Annotated in this window: 19 protein-coding genes and 1 pseudogene; 8 read left to right on the plus strand and 12 right to left on the minus strand. The window is 35.3% G+C overall.

The features are described 5' to 3' along the window. Window positions 1–8 precede the first annotated feature (8 nt). The 5 genes from AACQ49_RS10030 to AACQ49_RS10050 all read right to left on the minus strand — a co-directional run bounded on the left by AACQ49_RS10030 (window position 9) and on the right by AACQ49_RS10050 (window position 8662). Window positions 9–1445, minus strand: coding sequence for a DNA translocase FtsK (locus AACQ49_RS10030; RefSeq protein WP_161779026.1), 1437 nt, complete (start codon window positions 1443–1445; stop codon window positions 9–11). 68 nt (window positions 1446–1513) lie between these two features. Further along, window positions 1514–4792 (minus strand): type I restriction endonuclease subunit R, encoded by a 3279-nt coding sequence (locus AACQ49_RS10035; protein WP_129623469.1) that lies wholly within the window; start codon window positions 4790–4792, stop codon window positions 1514–1516. 110 nt (window positions 4793–4902) lie between these two features. Continuing rightward, window positions 4903–6324 carry a restriction endonuclease subunit S gene (locus AACQ49_RS10040; RefSeq protein ID WP_063108449.1) on the minus strand — a complete coding sequence of 474 codons (1422 nt, stop codon included), beginning with the start codon at window positions 6322–6324 and terminating at the stop codon, window positions 4903–4905. Beyond that, a complete protein-coding gene (locus tag AACQ49_RS10045) occupies window positions 6314–7918 on the minus strand; it encodes a type I restriction-modification system subunit M (RefSeq protein WP_049256770.1) in 1605 nt (534 codons plus the stop codon). Before AACQ49_RS10045 ends, AACQ49_RS10040 begins: the two co-directional genes overlap by 11 nt. Before the next feature lie 174 nt (window positions 7919–8092). Continuing rightward, the gene (locus tag AACQ49_RS10050; RefSeq protein ID WP_004243941.1) at window positions 8093–8662 is read right to left on the minus strand and encodes a hypothetical protein; all 570 of its coding nucleotides are present in this window, start codon (window positions 8660–8662) and stop codon (window positions 8093–8095) included. 188 nt (window positions 8663–8850) lie between these two features. Between AACQ49_RS10050 and AACQ49_RS10055 the strand changes: the two genes are divergently transcribed. Next, a complete protein-coding gene (locus AACQ49_RS10055; protein ID WP_263281902.1) occupies window positions 8851–8976 on the plus strand; it encodes a hypothetical protein in 126 nt (41 codons plus the stop codon). Between the two features lie 68 nt (window positions 8977–9044). Here the strand turns inward: AACQ49_RS10055 and AACQ49_RS10060 are convergent, their stop codons facing one another. Continuing rightward, window positions 9045–9224, minus strand: a complete 180-nt coding sequence (locus tag AACQ49_RS10060; RefSeq protein WP_004243943.1) for a hypothetical protein — start codon at window positions 9222–9224, stop codon at window positions 9045–9047. A 377-nt stretch (window positions 9225–9601) separates the two neighbouring features. Here AACQ49_RS10060 and AACQ49_RS10065 point away from each other — a divergent pair, with 377 nt between their 5' ends. Then, window positions 9602–10297, plus strand: a complete 696-nt coding sequence (locus AACQ49_RS10065; RefSeq protein ID WP_132587741.1) for a DUF1120 domain-containing protein — start codon at window positions 9602–9604, stop codon at window positions 10295–10297. A gap of 126 nt (window positions 10298–10423) precedes the next feature. Here AACQ49_RS10065 and AACQ49_RS10070 read toward each other — a convergent pair whose 3' ends face one another. Next, the gene (locus AACQ49_RS10070) at window positions 10424–11551 is read right to left on the minus strand and encodes a hypothetical protein (protein WP_161779027.1); all 1128 of its coding nucleotides are present in this window, start codon (window positions 11549–11551) and stop codon (window positions 10424–10426) included. Window positions 11552–12079: 528 nt separating this feature from the next. On the opposite strand from AACQ49_RS10070, the pseudogene AACQ49_RS10075 reads away from it, so the two are divergent. Further along, window positions 12080–12787 (plus strand): annotated as a pseudogene (locus AACQ49_RS10075) (fimbrial protein). A 116-nt stretch (window positions 12788–12903) separates the two neighbouring features. Here AACQ49_RS10075 and AACQ49_RS10080 read toward each other — a convergent pair. Continuing rightward, a complete protein-coding gene (locus AACQ49_RS10080; protein ID WP_237612816.1) occupies window positions 12904–15144 on the minus strand; it encodes a sel1 repeat family protein in 2241 nt (746 codons plus the stop codon). Between the two features lie 89 nt (window positions 15145–15233). Then, window positions 15234–15557, minus strand: a complete 324-nt coding sequence (locus AACQ49_RS10085) for a hypothetical protein (RefSeq protein ID WP_237612817.1) — start codon at window positions 15555–15557, stop codon at window positions 15234–15236. 447 nt (window positions 15558–16004) lie between these two features. Here AACQ49_RS10085 and AACQ49_RS10090 point away from each other — a divergent pair, with 447 nt between their 5' ends. The 4 genes from AACQ49_RS10090 (at window position 16005) to mqo (ending at window position 20147) form a co-directional block, all read left to right on the plus strand. Further along, complete coding sequence (locus tag AACQ49_RS10090; RefSeq protein WP_004248486.1) at window positions 16005–16262, plus strand: MafI family immunity protein; 258 nt, start codon at window positions 16005–16007, stop codon at window positions 16260–16262. 703 nt (window positions 16263–16965) lie between these two features. Beyond that, complete coding sequence (locus tag AACQ49_RS10095; RefSeq protein ID WP_036969478.1) at window positions 16966–17652, plus strand: fimbrial protein; 687 nt, start codon at window positions 16966–16968, stop codon at window positions 17650–17652. Window positions 17653–18243: 591 nt separating this feature from the next. Then, on the plus strand, window positions 18244–18639 hold the full coding sequence (locus tag AACQ49_RS10100) for a cupin domain-containing protein (protein WP_004243954.1): 396 nt from the start codon (window positions 18244–18246) through the stop codon (window positions 18637–18639). A gap of 11 nt (window positions 18640–18650) precedes the next feature. Further along, on the plus strand, window positions 18651–20147 hold the full coding sequence (gene mqo, locus AACQ49_RS10105; protein WP_004250418.1) for a malate dehydrogenase (quinone): 1497 nt from the start codon (window positions 18651–18653) through the stop codon (window positions 20145–20147). Between the two features lie 111 nt (window positions 20148–20258). Here mqo and AACQ49_RS10110 read toward each other — a convergent pair whose 3' ends face one another. The 3 genes from AACQ49_RS10110 to AACQ49_RS10120 all read right to left on the minus strand — a co-directional run bounded on the left by AACQ49_RS10110 (window position 20259) and on the right by AACQ49_RS10120 (window position 22787). Further along, window positions 20259–21182, minus strand: coding sequence for an AEC family transporter (locus AACQ49_RS10110; protein WP_004243956.1), 924 nt, complete (start codon window positions 21180–21182; stop codon window positions 20259–20261). Window positions 21183–21601: 419 nt separating this feature from the next. Beyond that, complete coding sequence (locus AACQ49_RS10115; RefSeq protein ID WP_012368162.1) at window positions 21602–22180, minus strand: hypothetical protein; 579 nt, start codon at window positions 22178–22180, stop codon at window positions 21602–21604. A 28-nt stretch (window positions 22181–22208) separates the two neighbouring features. Beyond that, window positions 22209–22787, minus strand: coding sequence for an NAD(P)H-dependent oxidoreductase (locus AACQ49_RS10120; RefSeq protein ID WP_004243958.1), 579 nt, complete (start codon window positions 22785–22787; stop codon window positions 22209–22211). A 318-nt stretch (window positions 22788–23105) separates the two neighbouring features. On the opposite strand from AACQ49_RS10120, the gene AACQ49_RS10125 reads away from it, so the two are divergent. Further along, entirely contained in the window at window positions 23106–24278 is a 1173-nt protein-coding gene (locus tag AACQ49_RS10125; RefSeq protein WP_074561493.1) for an MFS transporter, read from the plus strand. Window positions 24279–25209: the final 931 nt, after the last annotated feature.

Raw genomic sequence — 25209 nt, forward strand, 5'->3', positions numbered from 1 at the left:
AGCCATTACTAGCTATCAAACCGTGGAGCTAATACTTCTCGATTGCCATTACAATTTTGTTCACTAACGATACCCTGTAATTCTAACTGCTCTATAATCCTTGCTGCTCTGTTATAACCGATTCGAAATTGTCTATGAATACCTGAAATAGAAACCCACTGTTTTTCTACCGTAAATTCAACTACTTGAGCAAATAATGGGTCAAGCTCTTCAGCTGACATATTTGTATTCTGGACATCATCATAAAGATTAAGATAACTCACGCTTCCCCATCGTTTACAATAATCGACTGCATCCCTAATATCTGAATCACTCACATAGGCACCTTGAATTCTTATAGGTTCAGAGAAACTCGGTGATACAAATAACATGTCACCCAAACCAAATAGTGACTCAGCGCCATACTGTCCAAGAATTAAATTAGAATCAGCCCTAGACGATACAGAAAGAGCAATACGTGTAGCGATATTAATTCGAAGCTGTGAACCGATACTGGTGGATAAAGGGCTACGAGTCGTTAGTATTAGATGAATGCCAACCGCATAACCTTGCTGACTCAATAGAACTAACATCTCTCCTATTTGTTTATACTCGCCAATGAGTTGAACATAATCATCAACACAAACAACAATTTCAGGCTCACTGTCTAAATAAGGATGCTCACTATAATTTTCATTAGGGCACCAGAAAGGATCAGGTATAGGCTTACCTAACTCTTTTGCATTTGATATTATCTTATTGTAACCACTCAAATTGCGCTGATTTAACGCACTAAATAATTTTTGACGGCGTTGCAATTCAGAGACTAAAAACGATAATGGCTTTATTGATTCAATAGAATCAGAGGCAACAGGAAACAATAAGTGGGGTATATCGTTGTATAAACTGAGTTCAAGCTGGCTTGTATCAAACATCACAAAGCGAACTTTATCCGGCGAGTTTCTGTATAAAATGCTCATTACCAAGGAATGCATTAACATGGACTTGCCTGAGCGCGTTACACCTGCAATAAGTAAATGTGGCATTTGAGCCAAATCCCAGCCTATTGGTTCTCCTATAATATCTTCACCTAACATGACAGAAAGGGTAGATAACCCATTGATTCCGCTCCATAGATTAAAGCATTCAACAAAAGACACCGCTCGACGATAGGTATTAGTCACTCTTAATCCGATATAAGGTGTACCCGCAATAAAATCAATAACTTTTATATCAACGACGCTCAGGGAACGACACAATTCTGGCACTAACGCTATCACTTGAGAGACTTTTATCCCTCTACCCAATTCGATTCTAAAGAGGGTAAATGTTGCGCCTTCATCATAACCGACAACCTCACCTTTTATTTGGTATTGCAAAAAGCAAGACTCAATCTCTTGGGCCATTAAGCCTAGTTCTTGAGGTGACCAGCAAAGCTCAGAGGTATGAATAAACGGTTGTGCCATCAATTCCTCCCATCTAGGGGGTTAATTCAGTAAATTAGAGTCACCTTCGATATTTCAGCGATTACTAATCATCCCAACTGATATTTCTTAAAGTTCTCGGCTTGCTCCAGTACGCTTTTATATACTTCGTCATTCGCCACTGGAGGGAAACCATAACGATGTAATAACAAAATCAAGTCAACTTTCAGCTTCGCTTTAATATCTTCCCTGTTGCTCCAATCAGGGTATTGTGTGCTGTCATCGACAATAAGTTTCATATCCTTAGCAAGTGCCAGCATTTTGTCGTCATCGTAGGTGAAATCGTATTTCTGGCACATATGCTGCAAAATATCGAGGAAGGCTTTCTCCTCCATATCGATGCCGATATCCTCAAATGACATCATTTCTGCCTTGATGTCATAAATCATATCCGCCATTTGTGCAGTGAAATCGTCGAACTCCTCACCATTGAGCACATCATTTTCTTTGCGTTGGTTATACTGCTCAACTAAGGCTTGGAAGCGTTTGGAGAAGTTAATCCCTTGCAGCTGATTGACCTTTTGGAAATCACTAATGGCCTTTTGGAGCATCTTTTGCAACAGTTGCATTTTGGTATTCGGCAACTTGATTTTATTGATACGAGCCATGTATTCATCATCAAAAATATCGATATTTTCAGCTTTTTCGTCCCCTAAAGTGAAGATCTCTTCCACGCCTTCGGCTTTGAGGGCTTCCGCTATCATCTCACGTACTTTTTGATTCATCTGCGCCGTATCTGGGGCATCACCTTTGGTTAATTTATAGACTATAGAGCGTACAGCCAAATAAAAATGGATATGTTCACGTTCATCTTGGGTGATATCTTCACTGCCCACGCAAATATCATAAGCGGCTTTCAACCGCTTTACTAAGCCCATAAAGCGCAGTTCAACTTTCTTGGTTTGCAGGACAAACTCAGCCGCCCGATTAAGGCAGTCTAATTGCCGTGTTGGCGAGCCTGAAAAGTAATCGCGACTATCGAATTGATGAAATACCTGTGAAAGCAAATTGAGGTGATTACGGACTTCTACAATGGATTGCTGAACATCTTCAAAGTTAGATTTATCGGCTTTAGAATACATCGCCAGCGCCATATTCATACGGCTTTTAATCCCGATATAGTCAACAACCAGCCCCTTCTCTTTCCCCTCAAAACGACGATTCACTCGAGAAATGGTTTGAATAAGGTTATGCTTTTGCAGCGGCTTATCGATATAGATGGTATCTAGCTCAGGCACATCAAAGCCCGTCAGCCACATATCCACCACAATGGCGATTTTAAAGTTGGATTTCGGGTTCTTAAACTGTTTATCTAACTCTCTGCGGTAGTCTTTTGTTCCCAGTAAGTTGTACATCGCCTCATGATCATCTTTCCCACGAGTCATCACCATATTGACCATTGGTAAAGGCATTAACTCGCTTTTCTCTTGTTCGGTGAGTTCCACACCGTCAATTGCTTGTTTCGCTTCAAACCACTCTGGCCGTTGTAATTTTAGGCTCTGATAAAACGCATAAGCAATATCACGGCTAGCACAAACCACCATCGCTTTCCCTTTGATGGTTGAGCCTTCTTCTACACGTTTTTCATAATGTTGCGCAAAATCTTTTGCTAGCGCATCAATACGATCAGGATCACCCAAAATAGAGTTCATGTTCGCCATGGCTTTTTTGCTTTCTTCTATCTGATATTCGCTAGTGCCTTGGGCTTCACATTCTTGATAATAACGTTCGATCTCATCCAGTTTGCTGTTATCAAGGGCAATTTTAGCCGCACGCCCTTCGTACACAATGCGCACGGTGATTTCATCATTCACCGATTCAGTCATGGTGTAGCTATCGATAGTTTCCCCGAAGACATCTAAGGTGGCGTCAATAGGCGTTCCGGTAAAACCGACGTAAGTAGCATTCGGCAGTGAATCATGTAGATATTTGGCAAAGCCGTAGGTCTTTTTAATCGTACCGTCTTCTTGGTTGATGATAATTTTTTGGTCGAGATTTGATTGGCTACGGTGAGCTTCATCTGAGATACAGATAATATTACTGCGCTCAGAAAGCAGTTGGATATCTTCAGTAAATTTATGAATAGTGGTGAGGAATACCCCGCCACTAGCACGCCCTGCTAGCTTATCACGTAAATCTTGGCGACTGGTGACAGGCACAATAATTTCATCGCCAATAAAGGCCTTTGCATTGCAAAACTGTTTTGCCAACTGTTCATCAAGATCGGTGCGATCAGTGATTAAAATAATCGTTGGGCTGGCAAAATCGACGCTTTTCATCAATAGACGCGCTAAAAACTGCATGGTGTAGCTTTTACCACACCCTGTGGCGCCAAAGTAGGTGCCCCCTTTACCACTACCACCGATATTTTCACCATCCGCAGTGATCTGTTTACGCTCTTTCTCAATGTTGTAATAGAGCTTACGAGCCGCGTAATACTGTGGGTAGCGGCAGCACACTTTCACTTCATGCTTACTGGTATCTGGGAAGAAAACAAAGTTTTTTAGTACGTCCAATAAACGAGCGGGATGGAATAACCCTTCAATTAAGGTGTACAGGCCGTTGATGCCTTGCTTTTCCGTTGATTCGTTGCCGTTAATTTTACGCCATGCGTAGTAGAATTCATAAGGAGCAAACAGGTTACCCATCTTGTTATTCACGCCATCGCTCAAGATACACAAGGCGTTATAGACAAATAACTTGGGAATATCGCGACGATAACGCACACAAAGCTGTGTCCATGCATCAAATAGCGTTGCCTCTTCCTCACGCACTGCCGATTTGAATTCAAAGACCACCAGCGGTAGCCCATTGACGTATAAAATCGCATCAGGGATGCGCAGTTGCACCCCGCCGTCTCGCGCCTGACCTTCTATTTCTAACTGATTAACTAGCCGATAGCGATTATTATCTGCTACGGATAGCACTTCTTCCCCTGCAAATAATTTTACTAATTGGTCGGGCAAGGTTTGAGTATCGATAAGTTCGATATATAGGTCTTTTTGGTTGCGATCTTCACGCTTAAGTAAAAAGCCGTTACTGAGCCAATGGCAGAAGGTTTTGTTGCTTTGGTAGAGATCACTCGCAGGGAGAGATTGCAACTGCTGTACAATCTTAGTGATCTCACCGTCGGTGATGCCATCTGCTTGATACTGTTTAGCAAGATACTGGCGCAAATCATCCACTATCAATACTTCACTGTTGTTTTTGCGAGGAATAGTAATGCCGAGATAATGCGGATAGCAGGTTTGCCCAGCATTGTTTGTATGTTGTCCTAACAGTTCTATTATCGCCTGTTCCAATTTGGCTTCAGTGAAGATATGACTCATATCAGTGGCTTCTTTTTTATTTTTAGCGAATTGTTTTAATTAAGATAGTTTAATTGATTCGATAACAAAAACCGCCTCACAATAAGAAAAATGTGAAGCGGTCGAATAATTTAGATTAAGATTTCTTCTGTAATGTCTGTTTTTATATCACTAAGAGATAATTCGCCGGATATCAGTTTGGGGAGAAGCGTGTCGCGGAGTTTGGTTAGTGTAACAATTTCATCATCTATTAATTTCATTTTTCTAAATAGTGGCTCGACCTTTGTTTTGAAACAATTCAAAATACTTTTTGTCGGCACTAGTATTGGCATATTTTTAATAATTTTTGAATTGACAGCAGTTGCGATCGAAGATGTGCTTCCCAATGAATTGAAATCAAAGCTAGTCAGGTAACAATATAAATATGAAGCACTAATATCATGCTTAGGTTCAACAAAATGAGCTATCGCTTCATTAGTTGTAAGTTCTTCACTTGCAATAGCTACTCTACCTAGAGTTAATTTAAAGCTCAGTAAAATAGAACCTTTTGGTACTAGTTTTATATTGAATTTTTTTACTGCATTTGCAGTTAAATACTCGCGACTACTTCCTGTATAAGTACCAAATTCCCCCATATCCCTGATAGAAACCCACGTAATATTACTTTCTTTTTGTTCACTAAACCATTCACTTTCTTTACGTGGTGGTGTTTTTCCTATCGATACATTTGCAATGTTTTCCGCAGCCTTATACACCCACCCCTTTGGCATCCATCCCCCAAGCCCTAATGCAGACTCTACACATTCTTCAAACGCATTAGGAAATAACCGCCGAATATTCTCTGATAACGGTTTAAAATTATCACTTTTACGCACCGTTTTACGCACTTCAACTCGATGCAGTAATTCTTCAGAAAAGCCTAAATCCTGCTCAAAAAAACCGGCATCTAGCGCGTTATCAACCACAGGATCAAAATCCACAAACCATGATTTAAATAGAGTTTGCGCCATTTGTTCTAGAGTTTGGTTGATTTGGCGGTTGAGGGTAATTTTTTTATCAAAATGGTTAAGAAAGTTGGCAATTCTATGCTGTTCTTCAACATGAGGTACTTTAAACTTCAATCGTTCAAAAGTCTGGAGATTAATATTATCTTGAACAGAGCCAGTTGCTTGCCGCTGAATATCTTTCCTTAACTTTCTAAATACATACTCAATATAGTAGACATCTGCTTTATTTTTATCAGCAATAAAACCAATAACACTATCAGGAAAACATGCGGGATACTGTAGAACTCCCGTCTCTGCTATGTTCGCTGCGATTGTTATACACATTGTACCTGCTGGCCAAAGACGGCTTTGAGCCAAACCAGCCTCAGAGTATGTCTGCTCATGAGAAGAAATACGACCTTCAGAAGCTTTTATATCTCCTGTCTGGATAAAAGGATATTCTCCCCCATATAGGTGTTCAGCATATCTAGGTCGATGTCTTGAACGACCTCGTGCAACCTCACCTAAATCAGATAGTTTTACTTCCCGCCAGCTATTACTCCCCATAACCCAACGCCTCCATATTTTTACGGATAGCCTTATCCAAATTTGCCGCTTCATCCATCTGGCGATAAAGGGTTTGGGTCAGTTCCTGCATCTTGGTTTCAAATGCCACACCATCATCTTTAACCTCCGCAGCGCCCACATAACGCCCCGGCGTTAACACAAAATCATTGGCCTTGATATCATCAAGGGTAGCTACTTTGCAAAAGCCTGCCTTATCTTGATACTGCTCAATACCGATTTCTTTGGCAGCAATACGACGTTTCAATTCACTTTCACTACTGCGCCACGCATGGAAGGTATCAGCGATAGTGGCGATATCCTCTGCGGTAAGCTCTTTTTGGGTACGGCTAATCATAGTGCCAAGGTGACGGGCATCGATAAACAAGGTTTCCCCTTGGCGATCACGATAACCATATTTGGCGCTGGCTTGTTTACTTTTACTGATAAACCACAAGCAAACAGGGATTTGTGTGGTAAAAAAGAGCTGACCGGGTAGTGCAATCATGCACTCAATACGATCATCTTCGATAAGTTTTTGGCGAATTTCACCCTCACCGCTGGTATTCGAACTCATCGAACCGTTGGCTAACACAAACCCCGCAACACCATCTTCACTCAGCTTAGACAGCATATGTAAGATCCACGCATAGTTAGCGTTGCCCGTCGGTGGCGTGCGGAAGCCGGCAAAACGCGGATCATTAGTCAGTTCGGCTTCATTGCGCCAATCTTTTAAGTTAAACGGCGGATTCGCCATAATAAAATCGGCTTTTAGATCAGGGTGTTGGTCGGCAAAAAAGGTATCCGCAGGGCGCTCCCCTAAATTGCCTGTTAGCCCCCTTACCGCCAAGTTCATTTTCGCCAGTTTATAGGTGGTGCTAGTCAGTTCCTGCCCGTAAATTGCAATATCTTTGCTTTTCCCTTGGTGGCTTTCGACAAACTTTAGTGACTGCACAAACATACCGCCGGAGCCACAGCACGGGTCATATACTTTGCCTTGATAAGGTTCGAGCATTTCAGCAAGTAATGTAACTACCGATTTTGGCGTATAGAACTCGCCCCCACCTTTACCTTCGCTGGCGGCAAAACGCCCTAAGAAATATTCATAAACGCGACCAACTAGATCTTCTTCCCCTACCCCACATTCCGTGGCGAGGGTATTGATGTTTTCAATGCTGTCGATAAGTGAAGCGAGCTTTTTCGGCTCTAGCCCTTGGCGGGAAAAATAGTTATCTGGTAATGCACCCGTCAATGATGCGTTACTTTTTTCGATGGTGGATAATGCAGTGTCAATAATCACCGCGATATCGTCTTGTTTCGCACGCTCTTGGACGTAAGACCAACGGGATACTTGTGGCAAAAAGAAAACGTTATCTTGTTGATAGAAAACATCCATATCAACAAAAGCTTCCTGACCATTTTTGATTAATTGGCTGCGTTTGGCTTCGAATTTATCACTGATAAATTTCAGGAACACCAAACTTAGTACCACATGCTTATACTCAGAAGATTCAACACTGCCACGCAGTTGATTAGCAGTATCCCAAAGGGTTTCTTCAAAGCCTTTGGTTGTTTTCTTCGCGGGTGATTTAGCCATGTCGATAGATTCTCTTTTTTATCAGTTATTATCGGCAAGCGCTAAGTTAGCGTCGGTTATTTTTACGCTAACTGCCGATAATATATACAAAATAGGTTTGGTTAAGATTATCTCATAAAATCAGGTTGGTTTGGGTGGTAAAAGCTAAATTATATCAACCTAGATACCCCATATTTATTGCTGAGCGTTAGGAGGGTAAAACTGATAATCAACAATATCTGCACCAATAGGCCCTGTTTTTGCTGTAACCCATACGGTTCCCGTATTTTCCTTGGTTTTCGATTTTGGATCTCTAATACACCAAAAAACCCATTCCCCGGTATAAATTTCTTTTATCCGTATACCATATTCACATTGAGGGGCTTTAAGACGTTCAGGCCCTGGCGAGACGATATGATATTGTGTTTGGTAGTGAATTGTTTGGTCTAATGATAAATAAGCAAGCACATTAAAAGTTGGAATAATTATCATAAGGCCAAGAAAAGCCCCCCAATAATAATCACTGATAACATACTTTGATGGGCGAAAGAAAGGGTGCCATATTCCCCCAATAATCCCTGTGAAAATAGCAAAAATAATAATAATCGTCCATTTAGGAAGCCATTCAAATAATACAATGTTATCGCCTAAATAAAGCGACAAAAATAGATAAGCTAACCAAGAGCAGTACAGGATAACAAAGATGTAAGAAGGTAATGATTTTTTCTTGCTACCTTTACTGTATGATTTGAATTGGTATTCCATAAAAACCTTAATTTATTTCCCTAAATTAATTATTTATAGTTCGAACTATCGACCTATTTATTGCCATAACCTTTCGTGAAAACAATAAGAACTATTATTTCAAACTCTAAAATGGCATCGATTTACTGATTAATTACATAACCAATACTGGAAAGTTTGGTTTATCAATGTCAGATAAAGTAAAAAGTGTGTTGCTGAACGCTAAAAACTATAATAAATCAGATGAAGAAATTCTACATCTACTTGTTCGAGAACTACAGTATGTTGACGGTAGAACATTAGCGAATACGATCCCTCGTAACGGTATTAAATAAGCCGAAATTGTAGATGATGTAGCTAAAAAATTTAAGATTAAATGCCCCAAATGGTTATATATTTATATCTATTTAGCTAAATCTTTTAATGCAAACAGACCTTGTTCTGCTACTATAGCTGTTTTATCGGATGCCAGCAATTGTGCTAGTTTAAACGCATCATCCCCAATATTTTCTAACTGCTTGGCTAGTAATCTAGAACTGGCTAAGGTGTCGGTGGCTAGGGAAAGATAATAATTTTTAGACATCTATCGAAACCATTGGATAATTGGACTCGACTAACTCCCCCAGCAATTGGAGTGAAGCGTTTTAATGCGTTTATTATCTTATCGTTTTTATATTGAAACACAAAACACTCTAAATAAGAGTATTGCATTATAAATTTCAACCATTAAATATAAACATTACATATCTATTAAAAATTAAAATTAAAATTAAAATTAAAACTCCATTTTAAATTATCTTTTTTAGATAACATCTAATATTAAAATATAATCAGTTTAAGAAAGTCTAAATTAGATATATTAAAAATATATTCAATTATCATTAAATAAATAAACAAAAGGTGTAATATATAATATTGCTTTGTTATTTATCCTCTAAAAAAGAATAAAGGAATAATGATATGAAAAAAGTATTACTCAGTCTTGCTATGCTGAGTGTAATATCAACGCCGGTATTGGCTAAAGCTCCTGTAGCTAACTTAAAAATCAATGGTGATATTAAGCCACCAACTTGTACTATTAATGGGGCGACACAGCGTGATGTTATTTTTGATTACGGAGTCATAAGCCCAACACTTATCCCTCAATCGACTGTCTACTCTTATTCTGACATTGGAGTTCAAAATACAGTTACGATTGAATGTGATGCAAAAACATATTTAACATTTACTGCATCTGACACTTATGCTGATACAGAATTAAGTGTTAATAATACATCAGGCTGGTTTCATTTAGTTGATAAAGCAAATCCTGAAACCGCGGTTGGTGCGGCATTCTTCGCATGGGATAATGTGACTGTCGATAGCAAACCTGCGTATATTTCACGAGCAAACGATGTGTCTATTACAGGAACCAGCTACAATAACGCCCTATACAAAGGGCCAACCAATGGTTGGACATCAGAAAAACAAACAAGCGTTGATAAAAACGCCCTGGCTCTAATTTCAGGTGAAATTTTCCAAGCAAGTTTTAGACAAGGAATGACAATGAGTACTTTTATTTTATCTAGAGATGAATTAAGTAAAAAAGGAATAGATTTATCTAATGGTTTAGATTTTATGGGAGAAGCTGTTCTCACTTTTAACTTTGGTGTCTAATTTTAAAGTAATTGATAATCACAATATCATTAATTTTTATATTGTGATTATCTTTTACGTTAAAAATTTAACAGTACTTAACAGTACTTAGCGCGCTATCAATGTTCTGAATATCAAATTAGTACATCATTCAATCAGGAACGATACATCAATACTTCCTTTATAAGTATTCGTAGGTATATTTCCATTGGCACAAAGGTTGAATGATAATGACTTATAAACAGTTCCCCCATTATATTTTCCCAAAGATTGTCCTGCATAAAACTCTAAGGCCTCGGCAGAATTGTTATTACATACTGCATTAGTTATTTTTTTAGCTACATCAGATACCGTGATATAAGGTGCGACTTCTTTATCTTTCAAAGGGATATTGGGAGACATTGTCATCCCCGTTTTACTTGCATTGACTAGCTCATTATAGGGTTTTAATGTCACGTACATATTTCCTGAATGAGGGCAAGAGACAAGCATACTAGCGACACTTTGCTCAAGTAACTTGGCTGACTTAAAATTTTGTGCTAGTTGAGCGGCAAATTGTATATTTGTTGAGCTAGCAGGAGAAACATTACATGTTTTTAAGACGTGAATAGGACCATTACCAAATGAAAAAGGAACTGAAGATAGATCTGGATTAGCCCCGCCTGAGGTTGCTGTTTGAGCTGTAGTAAAATATATTGGAGCTACAAAATCGTAAATACCGGGTTTAACATGGCCTACTGCATAAATAGAATAAGAGCTTATTCTCAAGCTAGTATTACTTACACGTGATAAATTACCATACCAGCACATTGGGTGACGATAGACAAATTGATTAGAATATTCCTCTGTTCTAGAAATTTCTTTTCCTCGACGCAGGGTAATTCTTGTCGGGGAAGGTAATCCATTCTGATAATACAACGCATCGATAGATACTATTCCATTGATAGCTGCAACTAAATAATTTTCCCTATTTTCCTCTTCACTTACGTTTTTATTATATAATTTTAATCCGTACTCCCCCTCTTGACTTCCTGGGAATGGGAATAAAAAATTCTGCCATTGCGCACTGTTTTTACTACAATAATCTACAACATTATTAACACCTACAGCCGCTCCATAGTAATTACCACTACTACGAAGTGACATATATGATTGAGGAGGCGTTAATTCACCTATATACCCCATTCCATTATCTGGAATAACAAGTGCTTTTGTTAGGAGAGGGAAAAACAGTGACAAAACAAAAAGACTGATTTTAATAGTTATCGTTTTCAATTTTCACCACCAAGCATAATGACAGATAGAACCATCTATATATTATTTATTATATGATTATTATTGATTTTTATCTCTAACAATAAGAATAAAAATCATTATTCCATATAAAAACTAAAATAAAAACAAAGTAAAGAAAAGCATTCTAAAAAAGAATCATTCCCGCTATTTTTAGTAAGATAATATTTTCAATAACTGTTAACAAACATCATTTTAAGATTTTCTCCTGCGTTCTTTTTTCACTTTCTATGCTTATTCCATTTCACGTATTCTCACCTTATAGCTTGATTGCTCTGACAATAATCTGCACACAAATGCACTTGAAAAAAAATAAAATAGCTATTAGCGATATAAAAGGTCTATTTTTAATTATCACTTTTAGATAATATTAGACATTAAAATAAACTCAGTTTAAGAAAGTCTAAATTAGATATATTAAAAATATATTCAGATATCATTAAATAAATAAACAAAAGGTGTATTATATAATATTGCTTTGTTATTTATCCTCTAAAAAGGAATAATGATATGAAAAAATTATTACTTAGCCTTACTATGCTGGCGATAATATCTACGCCAGTGTTGGCTAAATCCCCTGTAGCTAACTTAAAAATCAACGGTGATATTAAGCCCCCAACTTGTACTATTAATGGAGCAACACAAAGTGATGTAATTTTCGATTACGGAGTCATAAGCCCAACACTTATCCCTCAATCGAAAATTTATTCTTATCCTGCCAGTATGGTTCAAAATACAGTTACAGTTGAATGTGATGCAAAAACATATTTAACCTTTGTTGCGTCTGATACTTATGATAATACAGAATTAAGCGTTAATAATACGTCAGACTGATTTCATTTAGTAGATAAAGCAAATCCTGAAACTGCGGTTGGAGCAGCTTATTTTGTATGGGATAATGTGACTGTTGATGGCAAACCTGCGTATATTTCACGAGCAAACGATGCTGCTATCACAGGGACTAACTACTATAATGTCCTATATAAAGGGCCAACCAATGGTTGGACATCAAAACAACAGACAGAATCGGTTGATAAAGGCTCTCTGGCTCTAATTTCAGGTGAAATTTTCCAAGCAAATTTCAGACAGGGAATTGAAAGTAATCCTACTCAAACCTTTATTTTATCTAGAGATGAATTAAGTAAAAAAGGAATAGATTTATCTAATGGTTTAGATTTTATCGGGGAGGCTGTTCTCACTTTTAATTTTGGTGTCTAATTTTAAAGTAATTGATAATCACAATATAATTAAAATTTATATTGTGATTATCTTTTGCTATCAATAAGAACCCCTCAAAATTTAATATAATTAAGGACTTCTCATATAACATAAAATTATTTTTGTATTTCTTTTAAATAATCAGCAACACGATATTCAATATTTTTACGCTCAATGTCAGATAAAGAATAAAACATAGCGACATTATTCACATCATAATTTAATAGTAAACCATAATAATATGCTTCTTTCACATCACCTTTGAGTAGAAGTGCTTCATAAAGTTTGTCAAAAGAAGATATTGCAAAATTCATTTTTCCTAATCGAATATTCATATCTAAAATATAATCGTTATGATTTTTTAGTGTAGATAAATACACATTCACGAAAGGATCCTTACTTATGTATTTTGGTGCATTAGTATACATATTATTTAATTCAGAATACAAAAAATCATTTATTTCATATGGATAATCTAACGATAATTGATACCACTCAATAGCCTTATCAAGGTTTCGTTCAACTAAACACGGTGACTCTAAATAATAATCAGCAATGATACTAATACTAGAATATTTGTATTCATTAGAAGAGCTGTATTTACTAGGTTCTTCTCCTGTTGTTAGCCATTCTTTAAGATAGTAGTCTGCTTTATTGATATTATCTTTATCTTCACAGATATTTTGCATATAGTACCAATAAATTAACTCAGCCGCTTCTTTATTTCCTAAATCATATGCTTTTTTGGCATAAATTAAACTTCTTCCACTATCTTCAATACTATAAAATCTTGCTAATTCTAGTTGTTGTTTACTACTCTCTTTTTGGTTTAGTAAATAATCAAGTGTATTATCTCTTTTTTCCTTCCATCTTCTATCTATTTCATATTTTTCTGATTCCAGCTCAAAGTGAGACGAATTGATGCTAATACGTCGTTCATATTCAGATGCTTTCGCAATGTTCTTTCTAACCCCCTCTTTACCGTCTCGATAAATTATAGCTAATTCTTTTAAGCAAATAAAATCACCTAAATCTGCACATTTTTTTCGCCAAGCCAAACGTTCCTTAATAGTGATATTAGTTAACTTATCAAAAGAATAGTCTTGATAAATTTCATCACCAGCACTCTTATCTTTATACTCTTTTGTAATAATAAATTTAATTGCATCAATAGAACCTATTTCAGCTAATTTAAATATATCCTTATAATATTTTTTTAAATTATCTTCATTAATATTGTTAGCTGAGTTCTCATGTATTATATTCTTTATTGTATATTGAAATGCAAGATTTGTATTTTGACTTAATAATGGTTGAATAGCCTTTCTTATTTTATCATCATATAGCGAACGTTCCACAATAAAATCAATTACATACTGTGAATCCATTCCATATCGGAAAAGAATACTATATCCTTCCTGTCGTTTTTTTTCTGTCAACCTTCTGCTTTCTAAATCATCTTTCAATTCTGAAACAATATTAATAAGAGCTTGATCATCTATTATATTTTTATATTTAATAGTCGCAATTGCTTGATGAAAAGTAGCTTCATAGGCATAACCTCGTGCTTTTTGATATAATGAAAAAGCATATTCTTCATTATTGGCGACATCTTCTTCTAAAAGAAGATCTGCATAAAAATGAGCTAAGCTATAGTTTTGATTAAATGTACCAGCTGATTTATTTTTAATTACACTCTCTCTTAAAATATTCACAATCTCTTCTTTTTTAAGATAATCAGAAGCACCAAAATCAAAATATATTTTTACTAATTCTCTTTGGCTTTTACCTGTCAATTTATCACTAGTTATGTTTTCTTGCAGAAAACTAACTGCTTTTCTAATATTCTGATGAACGCCATCACTATTAGAATATAATTTAGCCAATAATTTGCTTTCAGGAGATGGCTGTATATTATATGATCTCTCTACCAGCTTAAGTGCTTTTTCAAAATTATAAAAACTACTATTTGGTTTTAAATAGACATTAGCGAGCGCTAGCATGGCTTGTGGAGAGTTTGGATATTTCAATAATAATGTATTAATATATTTTTCAAGCAAGTTTCTAAAATAATTTGATGATAATGTATCACTATTATTTAATTGCTCTATTATTTTAATTAGTCCATCATGATGCGCTAAATCAGCAGATTTTTTTAAATATATATTAGCTAAAAAAGAATTTTCTTGAAGGGGATAGTTTTTCTTATCACCCTTGTAGATTTGATACAGAAGATATGTTGCCTCAGGATAGTTCAAATATGCTGAATCAAAAAGTAAGTTAATATCTTGACTTATTAACTTATATTTTAAATACATCATTTTAGGATCTTTTTCTTCAATAAAAGGACGTATCATATTTTTAGTCTTTTTTGATTGTTTTACTGAATCCTTATTCTCTAAATATTGATATACAGCTTCTTTATTGCCTTCTTCTGCTAATTTTTCTAATTCTTCAAGTGTTCTTTTTTTTCAGACCAAGATTGCTCACCATAAATAGGGAGTAGCGTATATTCTTTTTGATCATAATAAATCACTGGAAAATTAAGGTCATGTAAAAAATCTTTCGCTATTGAAGAGCCTAAATCAGCAGCTTTAGTTAATGACGTTAATCCTTGAGCATCATCAGTAGGACTTTGGATTAATCCTTTGTTACGTAAATATCCTAAATTATAAAGTGCATTTCTATTTTGTAAGTTTGCTGATTTTATTAACCATTTTTGTGAAGCTAAGGCATTTTTATCAACCCCTATGCCATCCCAATACATCATTGCTAAACTAAATGCTGCTTGCGGATCACTTTCCGCATATTGTGTAAAATAATTAAACGCCTCTTTATAGTCACCTTTTGATAATAGCTATAACCATTTGGCTTTGACTGTGGTTGGATTTGATTTTTATTGAGATAAAACCCCAAGGCCATAAATACTAAAAAAATGGAGATAAGTATATTTTTAATTTTACGAGACATAATATTCCTTTTAAAGCTCATTCTTTTTATATAAATATAGCACAATAGTAAAAATTAAAATCAATATAATTGCTATTCTTTTATTTATATTTTTATATTAATTTATTTAGATTTGTTATAAAAATTGATTGACATTCAATACTCCACTCTATAATCAGCCCTCGTTGTGTCGTATTATTCAGCAGCTTGGGTAGCCAAGGGATTTTGTTAGTCCTCAATAAAAAACTAATAGAGGTCAGCGATTGTTATGGACATTAATCAAGATATTAGACGTTTAGGTGAAAATCTGAAAGGGCGTTTGGCGCCTGATATTGTTGATTTTGACTTAGAATATATAGACCACTCAGAAAGTATTTTAGCTTTTGAAACGTTATGCGATCACATAGCTGACTATGATGTCGTAATAACCAGTGATGAGTATAAGCAGATCATTGGTATTGTAAATAAGCTAAATCTTGAGTTAGATGATAGATATTTATATATAAATCCAGATAATATTAAGTGAATTAGGGTCAATGAAAAGATCCTAGTTCAATACTAGGATCTTTTGTATTTATCTCATCCCTTCAGCCACTTACCGATAATAGTGAGTTGTGGGCTAGGGTTAGGTTACCCCCCTGTTCGGTAAGTAACCCACTGTATATTGTCTGGTTTTACCCCCTTCTTCTTCTTTAGCTGTCTAGCTTTTTACCTTACAACTGCGCACTAATGCCAACCGTCGAAAAGCGAAACCCACACCGACAGCCACCAGTCGCAAGGCAGTACCTTATTTACCGATATGAAGACCGCAGACTGAGTAATAGAAATGGTGTAGCTGCAAATCAAGATAAAATATCTACTTTTATGGTTGAAAGCGATACTCGAATAGTCCTTAATCATGGTTCGTCTACAAATATAAATAGAGTTATCTATAAAGAACAAATATTAATAAATAATTAACTTACCATCATCAAAAAAATAACAATTTAATTTTTAAAATTACTCTACACTTACTCTAAAAAAGATAAAAATTATTTTTATCTTTAGTAATATCTATGATAATTGGATAGCTACAGTTTAAAAATAGAATAAATATAAAATAACAATCACTTTAAGAATATCTTAATTAGATAAATTAAAAATATATCAATTTGTAATTAAATAAAATTATAGATTGTGTATTATAGAGTATTATTTATATTTTTAAATTTATAAAAAGGAATGGCTATATGAAAAAATTGCTATTTAGTCTTGCTACGCTGATTGTAATGTCAACACCAGCATTAGCTACTCCACCAGGCGCTAACTTAAAAATAAACGGTGATATTACTCCCCCTACTTGCACCGTTAATGCTGGTGATAATGATATTATTATTGATTATGGTGTAATATCCCCCTCTTTTATTCCTGCTGAGGAAAATTACGCACTAGGAGCTAAGAGTGCCAATATCAAAATATCCTGTGACGCAAGCAATTATTTAACACTTAAGGTATCAGATACTTATAAAACAAGTTCAACAGATTCAGCGAAAATTAGCGTTTTTGGATTAGTTAATGCAAAAAATACAGAACAAGAGATTGGTGGATATATAATTGATGTCATTGATATCAAAGTTGATAATAAACGAGCTTATTTAGGAAGAGTGGCTGATAAGATTTGGACTGGATCGTCTGCAACTATTTTTAAAGATACCTTAACAGCGTTAACTAGTGAACCTCAAGCCCAGGTTGATAAAAACAATTTAAAACTTATAGCTGGAAAAGTGTTTAATGCAAAAATACAAATAGGAGCTTATAACGAAAGTAGGTATGCGTATATTTTATCAAGAAAAAAATTGGCACAAAACAATATCGATTTAACTGATAGAATTGATTATATAGGTGAAGCTGTTTTTACTTTTAACTTTGGTGTCTAAATTTCAAAATCATTGATAATCACAATATAATATATGTTAATTTTTATTGTGATTATCTTGTGTTATCAACTTATCTATAATGCTGTGTACTGATCGTGCTGATACCTAAAAACCGCCAATCAACCCTTCAGCTAAACTTAATCACATGCCAATAAGAGAGTAATTACTATAACGATAACAAAAAAAGAATCCCCCTCTTTCGTCAAAAGCGTGAGGAAATATCTCTATTTTCGTTAATCCAAACTCTGCACTCTAACTATTTTTATTAATATAAATTATCAGTATTAATACTTAAAATATGACACAACAACCAAAAATAATTAACTTTAAAAAATATCTTTTAGCGAATTATTTTCAATAAAAACAAAACACAAACATATCTATATATCACATCAATAAAAATAAACCTTCCCCTTAAAGTTAGAGACTAAATAGCTATAATAATCAACTATATTATTTAATTACTGCTACGATTATTTTAGTAATAAAAACGCCTAATTGTGATAGTGATTGGAAGAAATAATAAGAAAGTTATCTATACTAAACTAATATCAAATTTTAAGTATCAAAATATTAAAGGAGTTTGACGAAATGATACGATGTGTTCGCTTATGGACCGGAGAAGATGGTAACTCTTTATTTGAAGAAGGTATCATCGAATTTAAGGATAGTTCACGAGGCGATAGTGAAAGTTTGCCAATTGCTGTTTCAGAGTTATCGTTTAGAGAAACAACTTCAGGTGGTTCATATGATTGGCATCAAGATCCCGTTCCTCGTTATGTTATTACGTTATCAGGAACATTAGAGTTTGAAACAAAAGATGGCTCAACTTTTATCATTAAACCCGGTGATGTGTTGTTAGCGCAAGATAACAGTGGCACTGGTCATAAATGGCGTCTTATGGATGATGAACCTTGGCGACGAGCTTATGTTGTTTACAAAGAAGATGCAGGATTATGTTTTAAACCTACCAAAACAACTAAGTAATTGGGGTCTGTATGAATAAAACTATTAGTGAACATGTAGATGTCGCGCTCATTGGTGCTGGCATTATGAGTGCAACACTTGGCACACTTCTGAAAGAACTAGAGCCTAATTTAAAAGTCGCAATGTTTGAAAGACTTAATGATTGTGGTCAAGAAAGCTCTAACTCATGGAATAACGCGGGAACAGGACATGCTGCTAACTGTGAGCTAAATTATACGCCACCAAATCCTGACGGCACCGTTAATATCAGTAAAGCGTTAGAAGTGAACACCGAGTTCGATTTATCGCGCCAATTATGGTCTTATTTAGTAACAAAAGGAAAAATTGCCGATCCGCGTGATTTTATTCATGCTTGCCCTCATATGAGTTTTGTTTGGGGTGCAGATAACGTTAAATTCCTTCATCAACGCTATCGCCAAATGTCTGCCAATCACTGTTATGAAAATATGCAATACAGTGAAGACAAACAGCAAATTGAAGATTGGGCGCCATTAATTATGGAAGGGCGTGATCCGAATCAACAGCTTGCTGTCACCCGAGTAGCTACTGGTACTGATGTCGATTATGGCGCATTAACACATCTATTAGTTAAGCAACTTTCTCAACAAGATAATTTTGAGTTGCACTATAAACATGATGTTATTGATATCAAAAGAAATGAGACTGGTGGTTGGAATATCGAAGTTAAAGATCTCACCACCCATGATAAATACCTCATTACAGCTAAATATGTATTTGTTGGTGCCGGTGGACGCGCTATCGATTTACTCCAAAAATCAGGTATTCCAGAAGGTAAAGGCTACGGTGGTTTCCCTGTTAGTGGTATTTGGCTACGTTGTGATGAAGATAAAATCAGCTCTCGCCATCATGCCAAAGTTTATGGAAAAGCAGATGTAGGCTCACCACCGATGTCTGTCCCCCATCTTGATACTCGTATTATTGCAGGTAAACGCTCCCTACTCTTTGGCCCTTATGCTGGATTTTCAAGTAAATTTTTAAAACACGGCTCCTATTTAGATTTATTTGAGTCAATTCGCCCCAGCAATATTGAACCTATGCTAGATGTCGCGAAAGATAACTGGTCATTAACTGAATATTTAATTGGTCAAGTATTACAAACGTCAGCACATCAATTTGAAATGCTTAAACAGTTCTATCCTCAGGCTCAACATGAGGATTGGCAAGAAGCTGTTGCAGGTCAACGAGTGCAGATTATTAAACCCGCAGCTAAACATCATGGCGTATTAGAGTTTGGTACTGAGCTAATTAGTAGCGCAGATAAATCATTTTCAGTGTTATTGGGGGCATCACCTGGCGCTTCTACAGCAGCATTTATTGCCATCAATATCATTAAATCTTGCTTTAAACAGCAACTTGAAAATGAGGGTTGGGAAGATCGTCTTAAAACGATTATTCCAACTTATGGTATTGATCTCAAAATAGATGCCGATGCTTGTCGTAATATTCGTGCATCAACGGCTAAGATATTAAAATTAGAAACCCCTTAGTTATATCTTACCGATAAAAATAAAACAGACCGGAAATTAAAGGTCTGTTTTATTTTTTATTTGCATCGTTATTATTAATTACCCTTTTCCAAGTAAATATACTTAGAAAAATTACATCATTTCTACAATAGTGATACCACCAATAATAGAAAGTAATGAACATAGCGTACTTAATAATACAGTGCCCGTTGCCATATCAGCATAGGCCTTATTTGTAATAGCTAAAGCAGGCACCGCTGTTGCAGTAGGCAATACACCAATTAGAAAGACGGCTTTTAATAATTCAGTTTCTAATCCAAGTGCAAATCCCGTTCCTAAAATTAATGCCCCTTGTACAACATTCTTTATTATCACATTAAAAACAATTTCAGTATTAACTTTGAGTTTGAGCCCTGAAATTAATAGTCCTAAGAAAAATAATGCTACACCACCAGATGTTTTCCCTATTTCATTCACTGAGTTTTGTAAAATCTCTGGTAGCTTAACGCCGAAAATAGCTAGCATAGCCCCCAAAATAGGCAGGAAAACTAATGGCTGAGAGATAGCATTAAGCAATGACTGTAAAATGCTTTTTCCTTGTTTGGCACCACTAATGATCATGATAGTAAAAGGTAAAATAATTACCGTGTAGATCAAATTTCCCACCACCATAGCAATCAAACCAGATGAGCCGACTGTTGCCAGTAATACTGGTGGTCCACAATAAGCCATATCAGGAAATGAAACCGATAATGCCTGCATTGCTGAGTTCTTTTTATCATGTTTAAAAAAGAACTTGCCGCCTAAAAAACCAATAAGATAAGAAACAATTAATCCTACCGCGAGAGCTAATAGATAGTCGATATTAAAGAAAACCGACGGAGAAGCTTGGGTTGCCGCTAAAAAGAGTGAAAAAGGCAGAGCAATTTTAACGACAAAATCAGCAAAGGCTTGTGAATACTCTCTTTTAATAAATCCATATTTACCGGAAAGCCAGCCAACTAAAAGCCCTAAGATAATAGGGCCCAGCGCTGCTAAAATGGTTTGTAGTAACATATTACCTCTGGTTGCTTAATATAGTGTCCCCACTTTATTCAATGGCTATAACTGATAACAAAATAGTTATCTATTATATGAATAAAGTAAAAATATTCGTATTATTACCTAGTAATAAAAATTAGAACATTTTAATTATCGGATATATTTAAAATCATTCAAATGATAAATAACAATATTACTTCACAATGATCAACAGGATACTTTATCGAGTAAACTAAACAGGGAAGTAAACCAACACGGCAATTAGGATTTTAAGTATTTTTACTTAAAATAAACCTAACAATGGTAATAAACAGATAATAAAAGAATAGTTTTTGAATAAAAAATAAAATAGGTAGCAATAAATTAAACCATATGGAAATGATTAATCGAGCTTATTTTAATATATATGACAATGCTATATTGCATTTTTCAGCCTAAGGACACTGTTTAGGCACATCATTTAGCTGTTGATGCTGTTGCTCAAAGAGCACTTTTTTCTTATCTGCTTCTTTGATTATTTTTAATATATAGATACTATCAAAATCACCACTTTCCCATTTAGGAATAGCTTTTGGATCACCACCAAATTGCGCCATAATATCCCTTACTACTTTAACTAAATTATCATGCTCCCAAGCAATAAAAATGACTGAATTCTGATATTCTTCACTCAGCAGTTTATTACGTAATGGGTCTATCTCTTTGGCATGGTAATTTAAATGGATTGGCAGTGATGTTTTCACCGCAAGAGGTGTTAAAGTTTGAAGAGAGCGTAATGAATTTCCAAGTTTATTTTGTTTTGGTGCTGCAGCAAATAACGCATCAGGCTGACCAAATTGTGTTATCAATCGATTAGGTAGTGCTAGCGCACGATTTAATCCCTGACAACTTAATTGTCCGCTATCATTATCAGGCTTTTCACCATGACGGATAAATACCAGCGTTTGTTCTGAATAAGCCATAAGATTAAATCCATATAAAATGAGGCTCAAAAAGATAATGATATAGCGCATATAACACTCCTTTTGAGCCGTTTAATTTTTAGCCAAAGACTTTGGTTAGATGTGCTTTATATTCTACAATATCTTTCTCAATATTAGGCTCTTTAATGACGTTGTTGGTCATAAAAGTAGGCAGCTGAGATAAACCAAGAAATTGTTGTGATTTATGAAAAGCAAAATAGACACCATCAACCCCTCGCCCATCAAAGAAATTACCAAATTCATTGAAAGCTTCAATAGGGGCATTCCAAGTCACGGAGATCATATATTGCTTACCTTGCAACAATCCCCCGCTACCATATTGTTTGCTTGGATCATGACGAGTACGTCCATCGTTTTCATATAGTTTGCCGTGACCATAAGTATAAACTTCATCCATATACTTTTTCACTTTCCATGGCATCATCATCCACCAGCCCGGCATCTGATAAATAATAGTATCAGCCCAGATAAATTTCTCTATCTCTTCGTTGATATCATAGCCTTCTTCAATTTGTGTTTCTTTTACCTGATGCCCTAATGTCGCCAAATGTGCCAGAGCGATATCATGTAATGTACGGTTTAATTGTCCTGCAGAATGCCCAAATTTTTGTCCACCGTTAATAAGTAGAATATTCATATTTACTCCTAATTTTCTTACTACTGAATATTTAATATGAGCTATTTTAACAGAAAATAAACGGATGCACTTCAGGGCAAAAAATCACCAAAAAGAGACACTGCAGTATTAATCACTTTTATCGAAACAGAATAAACCAACAATAAGTTAAAAATGCTAAAAAAGTAGCCATTAATCACTGTGTATTTCAATAAAGTGGATTATTGCTTTTATCGCAAAAGTCTATTGTTTATTGTCTACTTTATTGCCTATCTAGCGCTAATTAAACTTTTTACCAATTTAACATTACCTTTATACGCTATTTTACTAGGAACAATAATGAAAGCATTTTTTCCTTTATTTGCCCTCGCTACAGGAGCATTTGCCATAGGAGCCACCGAATTTACACCTATGGGATTGCTACCTAATATTGCTAATGGACTGAGTATTTCCATAGCAACCGCAGGTGGATTAATTACTGGTTATGCTGTTGGGGTGATGATTGGTGCACCTATTATGACATTAAGTCTTGGCAAATTAACCAAACGTCATGCATTGGGATTATTGTTATTATTATTTATTGCAGGAAATCTATTAGCCGCACAAGCAGATAGTTATTGGAGCTTAATGATAGCTCGGTTGATCACTAGCCTAAATCATGGTGCTTTTTTTGGTATCGGCTCTGTCGTTGCTGCCAGTTTAGTTGAAAAACATAAACAAGCCTCTGCCGTCGCTGCTATGTTTATGGGATTGACTATCGCTAATTTAGTCAGTGTACCCTTAGTCACTTGGATTGGACAACAATATGGCTGGAGATTAGCCTTTATATTAATTTCAGGTCTGGGTTTTATTACCCTAATCGGATTATTAATGTTTTTACCTGTTATGCCTAAAGGAAATAAGCCTAATATTAAATATGAACTGGGTGTTCTTACTCGCTTACCCGTTGTATTAGCACTATTAACAACCGTATTTGGTGCCTCTGCACTTTTTGCCTTGTATACCTACATTGCTCCTTTTTTAACCAATACCGTTCATATATCTGAAAGCCATGTCGCTGTGGTATTAGTTATTATTGGTCTAGGATTTACTATCGGGAATTACTTAGGAGGAAAACTATCTTCTTACGGTATCGAAAAAACATTAATCCTTTTCTTCATCCTACTTATCGGCTCTATGTCAGTTTTGCCGTTAGTTTCCAATAATGTGTATCTGGCAGTGGCGACTATTTTTATTTGGAGTATCTCAAGCTTTGCACTTGTTCCCGCGTTACAAATTAAAACAATGCAAATCGCCCATGATGCACCCGCCTTAGTTTCATCGGTAAATATAGGTGCGTTTAATTTAGGTAATGCTATCGGAGCCATCATCGGCGGTATCGCATTAAAATACAGTTATAACATTGTGCCTTTAACCGCGGCACTGGTAGGCGTTATTGGCCTGCTTCTCGTCTATTCACAAATCAAAATAAAAAAATCGTTCTCCTCAGAATGTTGCGTTAATTCTTTATAAGCGTAAATAGCTCAATATAATCTCAAACTGCGATTCATAATGAGTCGCAGTTTGATTGCTTTTTGATTTAATCGCTGTTCAACACTGCTAATCACAATCACCATACAGATGCTTTTTATGAACAACATGGCTATTTTTCACTCTGAGCATAAAATAACCTCAAATGTTAAATCCTAAAACATTGCTAACATAACTTATGAGATTATTTATCAACGATAAAGATTTTTATCAGCTGATCTTGCTTTTTATGGGCGTTATTTTCAAACTCTCAGACTTTATAAGCGATCGTACTTAACGCGATTTCAAATAAACAAGCGTCAAAGTCTGTAGAAAAAACAAGCAGCAAAAACAGAATAAACCTGATTGTTAAGTGGCAGAAATTTTCGCTACTTGCACCCGATAACAAAGAAATAATAATAAGCGGAAAAACAGATAAGTGAGTGAAAATGATATGCTGACAATTTTCTAGTGTATGTATTATTTCCCCTTTGTTAATACCCTAACAATAGTCGTCTTAGTCACCATTAAAAATAGAGAGTAATAATAAGACATCCCTTTTTTTGGTATATATGACGATTTTTTATTAAGAAAAAAGCAGATCTCGATCACTATTTTAACTTTAGCTATATTTACTAGCCATTCAATATTTACAGCATTCTTATCTAATCACTTGTTTAAATATTAATTATCACACTGATTTGTAATACAAATAATTTACCTATTATACTAGTAATATCATAATGTAACATAAAAAAGAACTTCATCACTGATAGTAAAGTGTCAACTAAACAATTTGTATAATATTATCTTTTCTTTATGAATTCTGAATGACTAATATATCTAACATTAATCATATTCTTATTTATTGGAACAAAGCAATATAAAATAAATTAGCGTTTATTTTTTATCATCTTTATTTTCCACAAAAAAA

Origin of the sequence: Proteus sp. G2675 (assembly GCF_963886535.1) — a bacterium.
Taxonomy (GTDB): Bacteria; Pseudomonadota; Gammaproteobacteria; order Enterobacterales; family Enterobacteriaceae; genus Proteus; species Proteus mirabilis.